Here is a 6,201-nt window from a genome sequence, read left to right as displayed (position 1 = left end):
TTCTTCCTGCTGTTTACGTGTGGTAATGTCAGAAATAACGGCAATTAGCCCCGTCAAATCACCCAGCTCGTCATAAATATAGTCCCAGCTATATTCCAGAATTTTTTGCTGACCTTGCTGGCTAAGATTGGTGGTAACCATTAAATCTGGTGATGGCTGATGGATCACCAAATTATCGAACAATCGTTTAAATTGCTGTTGAGTGGTTTCATCCGGTTGATAATCCCAGATATGGGATCCGATCAACTCATTAGGTTTAACGCCCAGAATCTCATGATGGGCTTGATTACTGAAAGTAATTCGCCCTTGCAGATCGCATTCCAGTATCCCGCATGACACATTATCAAAGATCAAACATAACCTTGATTGACTATCCTGCAATGCAGCAATAAGTTTATTTTGCGATAACCATGAACGTTGGGTCATCAACCAGACCAGGATGGTCGTGATAGTGACAAACAGTAATCCCTTGTATGTTTGTAAACGTGACAATAACAGGGGATCTCGGGTGAACCGTTCTATAAGTTGATCTGAAAAAATAATCCATAATGTGGCAAAAATGGCATAAAACAATGCAATTCGCAGTGGTGCAAGATATCCTGCTCTTCGAGACTTATTAAGTCGACTCTGCAATTGGTTGAGTTTATTGCTTAACACCCGGTCTACCTATCCAATTCATACCATCTTAATTATTACGTTTATATTTTTTGTAACCATACTCTTTTAAGTATCGTTCATGGGTTTAATTACTTAAAAAGACCCTAGCATAGCCATTTCGTTAATATGTACAACCTCAAGCCTTTTAGCCAAGGTCATCAATAACATTATCTTTAAGCGATTTACTTTATGTATGGACTGATTTTCGCCATTGCTGCATACGTTATCTGGGGCAGCTTCCCACTTTATTTCAGTTATCTCAATAGCGTATCAGCCGTTGAAGTGTTGTCGCACCGAATTCTCTGGTCTTTACTTGCCACCACGGTGGTAGGCCTTTTACTGGGCCGCGGCCGTAAGTTGATTAAGACTTTTGCCGATAAAAAATTATTATTGTGGCTGGCGTTATCATCATTACTTATTGCGGTAAATTGGTTGATATTTATCTGGGCAGTTTCACAGCATCGTGTGCTAGAAGCCAGCCTGGGATATTTCATTACCCCGGTAATGAGTCTGTTATTGGCGAGATGGTTACTTAAAGAACAGCTGCATCCTTTACAGGCATGGGCCGGGGTGCTGGCCACAATTGCGGTTTTGTGGGAATGGGTCAGCCTGGGGAGCATTCCATGGGTAGGCTTATCGTTGGCCCTGGCATTTGCACTTTATGGACTCATTCGAAAAAAACATCCTGTCGATGGCGTAAACGGCTTGACCATTGAAACCTTATGGTTGGCCCCTGTTGCGCTGTTCTGGATCCTTTGGCAATCAACAAACGTTGATTACAATCTCGCATTTGGTGAGAGCTCACAATTAACGTTGCTACTTATTGGTTCAGGTTTTCTCACTGCTCTGCCTTTGGTTCTATTTGCCATGGCGGCCAGTCGAGTCGATTTATCAGTAGTGGGGTTTATTATGTACATCAACCCGACAATTCAATTTGTGATTGGTGTTTTTGTGCTCAAAGAAGCCTACCCACCGGAAAGGCTGATAACCTTTGGATTAATCTGGATAGCGTTAATATTCTTTATTGCAGGTATGTGGAAAAAGCATCGTCGACAGGTTAATCACCAATAATACGCTTTCTATAAATCGACTTATTGGGCTAACAATTTGGAATTTGCCGATTATATTCAAAAATAAAAAACCCGCTCAGCGATTTTATTCACTGGCGGGTTTTTATATATTGGTGCCGTCGGCCGGAGTCGAACCGGCACACCCTAAGGCACTACCCCCTCAAGATAGCGTGTCTACCAATTTCACCACGACGGCAATTAACTGTGAGGGATTTTTATGGAAAGTCTGGGAGATCCGCAGGACTTTCTTCTGCAGGCTGTTCAATTACCACTGAGTCAGTAACACTCTGAACACGATCAGCGTTACCAGCAAGATAAGCCAATGTCAGACTGGTAATAAAAAATACTGTGGCCAGAATGGCGCTGCTACGACTCAGGAAAGATGCAGAGCCCTGACTCCCAAACAGGCTTGAAGAAGCCCCACCGCCGCCACTGCCACCGCCGCCAAATGCAGCACCGGCATCAGCACCTTTACCGTGCTGGATTAAGATCAAACCAACTAACAATAGTGAGATCACAATGTGAACCACCAGAATCAACGCATCCATTTAACTTCCTAATTTTGAACTGCAGCCTGACAGATTTTTACAAATTCATCGGCATCTCTAGAGCCGCCGCCGATTAATCCACCATCAATATCGGGCTTGGCAAATAATGGAGCAGCATTATTACCTTTTACGCTGCCGCCGTAAAGTATTCTGAGTGATGCGGCAATATTCGCATCATGTTTTGCCACCCGCTGACGCATGAACGAATGTACATCCTGCGCCCATTCCGGGCTGGCTGTCTTACCTGTTCCGATTGCCCAGACAGGTTCATATGCCAATACCACTTTTGACAGCGCTTTGACCCCTTGTTGCGCAATCACTATATCCATCAAGCGTGCCACCATTTCTTCGGTGCGGCCCATGGAGTGTTCTTCCGGGCTTTCACCAATACAGATAATGGGGGTAATGCCATGCTTGACGGACATTTCATATTTTTCTGCGATGATATGATCAAGAAAAACCTGATCCAGATTTAGCTCTGCATACAGGCAACGTCGTTCGGAATGACCAATCAACACATACTGACAACTAAAGTCATGCAACATTGCCGCTGAAATTTCACCGGTATAAGCACCAGAATCAAATTGCGACACATTTTGCGTCCCCCAATACATTCCTGTACCGGATAAAGCAGACTGAACCTGTTGTATATATAGTGCAGGAGGGAATAAAGCGACATCAACTGAAGCAAAGGAGTCTCTTTGCGCCAGTATCGCATCAAGCAACAATTTGTTGCTTGCGCTAGAGCCGTTCATTTTCCAGTTACCAGCGACCAGCGGTTTGCGCACAGACACCTACTCTCAATAAGAATTAATTATAAAGGGTACCGACAGACCGAAGATAAAGCAATGTCCTCTCCGCTCACTCTGTTGGCATAGAATTACTTATCTAACGTTGTAATATTATCTCAATTTGTTCGGCCAGAGACTTGGCTAACTGGTTCGTGCGGGTTGCATCGTGCCCCTCAACCATTACTCTTATAACCGGTTCTGTTCCGGAAGCTCTCAGCAGCACTCGCCCTTCCTGACCAAGTGTTTTCTCCACTTCTTCTACAGCCGTTTGAATTTCCGGATAATCCCGTAAATTAACCAGCTTATCAATACGTACATTAACAAGACGTTGTGGATATTTTATGACAGCAGAGCACAGTTCATGCAGGCTGCTACCCGTTTGCTGGATTTCAGCCAGTACCTGCAATGCTGCAACAATACCATCCCCCGTGCTGGTTTTATCCAGACAGATAATATGTCCTGAGGCCTCGCCACCAATCAGTCCTTCAACCTGTTGCAGCTTCTCCATCACATAACGATCACCGACATTTGCCCGATGCAGAATAATGTCGTGTTTTTCCAAGGCATGTTGCAATCCCAGATTCGACATCTGTGTACCGACCACATGGCCTCTATCCAGACCAACACGTTGTCTTCCACGGGCAATGATAAACAGAATATCATCACCATCTACCAGCTCGCCCTGATGATCCACCATGATAAGGCGGTCACCATCGCCATCCAGAGCAATACCCAAATCAGCTTTATGCTCGAGAACGCTGGCTTGCAGTAATCGCGGTTCAGTCGAACCACAATTCTGATTGATATTCAGACCATCCGGCTCGGCGCCCATCAAAATGACTTCGGCACCCAGTTCACGGAATACGTTTGGTGCGATGTGATAAGTGGCACCATGAGCGCAATCCACCACAATTTTCAGATTGGATAAATCAACCCCAGTCGAAATGGTGCTTTTACAAAACTCAATATAACGTCCTGCAGCATCAGCAATACGGTGGGCCTTGCCTAAATAGGCAGAATCAACCGTTCTAATCGGCTGGTCAAGCATTGCCTCAATCGCCAGTTCAACTGAATCCGGTAACTTGGTTCCCTTATCAGAGAAGAATTTAATGCCATTATCATGATAGGGATTATGCGAGGCACTGATTACAATGCCTGCCTGGGCATGAAATGTGCGGGTTAGATAAGCTACTGCGGGGGTTGGCATTGGCCCCATTAAATATACATCTACACCAGCGGCTGAAAGGCCTGCCTGTAATGCGGATTCAAACATATAACCGGATATTCTGGTGTCTTTACCGATCAAAACCTTGCTGTTACGTTCCTTCGCCAACACACGTCCAATCGCCCAGCCGAGTTTTAATACAAAGTCAGGTGTAATGGCGCCATCGCCTACTCTTCCTCTGATGCCATCAGTACCAAAATAACGTCGTTTTTGTTCAGTCAAAATCGTTAACCTGCATTACATGTTCACACAATCGGACTGCCTGTACGGTTTCCCGGACATCATGACTGCGTATGATCTTTGCGCCTTGCCATATCGCTATCGATGCCAGAGCCAGGCTTCCCGCCAATCGTTCTTCAACCGATATATTGAGCATCGCACCGATAATGGATTTTCGTGAAACGCCGACCAGCACAGGCAGATCCGATTCCGTTATCACCGATAGATGCTTCATTAATCGCAGATTATGACGGGCATTTTTACCAAAGCCAAATCCCGGGTCCAGAATAATCTTTGAACGCGAGATTCCCGCTGCTTCACAGGCAGCAACCCGCTCAGACAGAAATTCATTTACTTCACTGACCACATCGGAATAGTGGGGCTGTTGTTGCATGGTTTGAGGTGAGCCCTGCATATGCATCAGGCACACCGGCACGCCCAGTTCTGCAGCTGCCTGTAATGCCCCATCACCACGCAATGCATTTACATCGTTTATCAGGCTCGCTCCAGCAGTGACTGCAGCACGCATCACCTCAGCCTTCATGGTATCAATTGAAATAACCACATCAAGCTCAGCATGAATGGCTTCTATTGCAGGCACCACTCGGCGAATTTCTTCTTCAACACCAACAGGTTCAGAGCCGGGACGAGTCGATTCGCCACCAATATCAATAATAGTAGCGCCATCAGCAACCAGTTTTCGAGCTTGTTCGAGGGCTTTATCAGCCGAAAAAAAACGCCCGCCATCCGAAAAGGAGTCGGGCGTTACATTGACGATGCCCATAACGTGCGGAGCGGACAAATCCAGAGATTTGCCCGCAAAATCCATCATCATGATTTAACTTTTCTCAGTTTAATTGATCAGCAGGTTTGCCTGTAGGTTCCGGGCCATCTTCATCTGCTTTAGCGGATGGTGGTGGAGTCGATGATTTATCATCCCAACCCTTAGGTGCACCTGGTTCACGTCCTTCCATGATCGCATCTATCTGATCGCTATCAATCGTTTCGTATTTGATCAGAAGTTTTGCCATGGTGTGCAATTTATCAGCATTTTCAGTCAGAATATTTTTGGCACGATCATAATTCCTGGTAATCAATGCACGAACATCTTCATCAATCTGTTTAGCTGTCAAATCAGATACTGACTTGTGCTGGGTAACACTGCGACCCAGAAAAACTTCGCCTTCTTCTTCACCATAAGATAAAGGCCCCATATTGTCCGATAGTCCCCATTTGGTGACCATATTGTGTGCCAGTTCTGTTGCCCGCTGAATATCATTTGAGGCACCAGTAGTCACTGCTTCAGCACCAAAAATCATTTCTTCAGCCAGTCGACCGCCATACAGGCTTGAAATCTGACTTTCCAATTGTTGTTTGGTGTAACTGTATCTGTCTTCGATCGGTAAAAACATCGTTACACCCAGCGCACGACCACGAGGGATGATACTCACTTTATACACTGGATCGTGGCCCGGTACACTGCGCCCAACAATGGCGTGACCGGCTTCATGATAGGCCGTCAGTTCTTTTTCTTTATCACTCATGACCATTGAGCGACGTTCAGCACCCATCATAATTTTATCTTTGGCTAACTCCAAATCCACCATTGATACCAGGCGTTTGTTGGTGCGGGCCGCAAATAAAGCAGCTTCATTCACCAGATTGGCAAGGTCAGCACCTGAAAAGCCTGG

The 6,201-nt window shown here is 45.6% G+C and carries 6 protein-coding genes, 1 tRNA gene and 1 pseudogene; 1 reads left to right on the top strand and 7 read right to left on the bottom strand.

Going from position 1 to position 6,201, the window contains the following annotated elements:
- The coding region (locus B3182_RS08155) for a PAS domain-containing protein (RefSeq protein WP_292752287.1) at positions 1-657 on the bottom strand (657 nt) is incomplete at its 3' end.
- Between the two features lie 189 nt (positions 658-846).
- Here B3182_RS08155 and rarD point away from each other — a divergent pair.
- Positions 847-1,728: an EamA family transporter RarD gene (rarD, locus tag B3182_RS08150; RefSeq protein WP_292353704.1), complete on the top strand. Its 882-nt coding sequence runs from the start codon at positions 847-849 to the stop codon at positions 1,726-1,728.
- Between the two features lie 110 nt (positions 1,729-1,838).
- On the opposite strand, the gene B3182_RS08145 is transcribed toward rarD, so the two are convergent.
- The 6 genes and pseudogenes from B3182_RS08145 to B3182_RS08120 all read right to left on the bottom strand — a co-directional run.
- A tRNA-Leu gene (locus B3182_RS08145) sits at positions 1,839-1,923 on the bottom strand.
- 19 nt (positions 1,924-1,942) lie between these two features.
- Complete coding sequence (gene secG, locus B3182_RS08140; protein ID WP_292353703.1) at positions 1,943-2,275, bottom strand: preprotein translocase subunit SecG; 333 nt, start codon at positions 2,273-2,275, stop codon at positions 1,943-1,945.
- A gap of 8 nt (positions 2,276-2,283) precedes the next feature.
- Entirely contained in the window at positions 2,284-3,063 is a 780-nt protein-coding gene (tpiA, locus tag B3182_RS08135; RefSeq protein WP_292353702.1) for a triose-phosphate isomerase, read from the bottom strand.
- Positions 3,064-3,163: 100 nt separating this feature from the next.
- Complete coding sequence (glmM, locus tag B3182_RS08130; protein ID WP_292353701.1) at positions 3,164-4,513, bottom strand: phosphoglucosamine mutase; 1,350 nt, start codon at positions 4,511-4,513, stop codon at positions 3,164-3,166.
- Positions 4,506-5,345, bottom strand: coding sequence for a dihydropteroate synthase (folP, locus tag B3182_RS08125; protein ID WP_292353700.1), 840 nt, complete (start codon positions 5,343-5,345; stop codon positions 4,506-4,508). Before folP ends, glmM begins: the two co-directional genes overlap by 8 nt.
- A gap of 13 nt (positions 5,346-5,358) precedes the next feature.
- A pseudogene (locus B3182_RS08120) lies at positions 5,359-6,201 on the bottom strand (ATP-dependent metalloprotease); the annotation flags it as partial.

Origin of the sequence: Methylophaga sp. UBA4204 (genome assembly GCF_002379485.1) — a bacterium.
GTDB lineage: Bacteria > Pseudomonadota > Gammaproteobacteria > Nitrosococcales > Methylophagaceae > Methylophaga.
The sequence above is the reverse complement of the archived record's forward strand: the minus strand, read 5'-3'. Positions and strand labels throughout refer to the sequence as shown.

Bases quoted from the DNA above. Each gene is read 5' to 3' on its own strand.
- rarD (WP_292353704.1), top strand. From the start codon at position 847: ATGTATGGACTGATTTTCGCCATTGCTGCATACGTTATCTGGGGCAGC.
- secG (WP_292353703.1), bottom strand. From the start codon at position 2,275: ATGGATGCGTTGATTCTGGTGGTTCACATTGTGATCTCACTATTGTTA.
- folP (WP_292353700.1), bottom strand. From the start codon at position 5,345: ATGATGATGGATTTTGCGGGCAAATCTCTGGATTTGTCCGCTCCGCAC.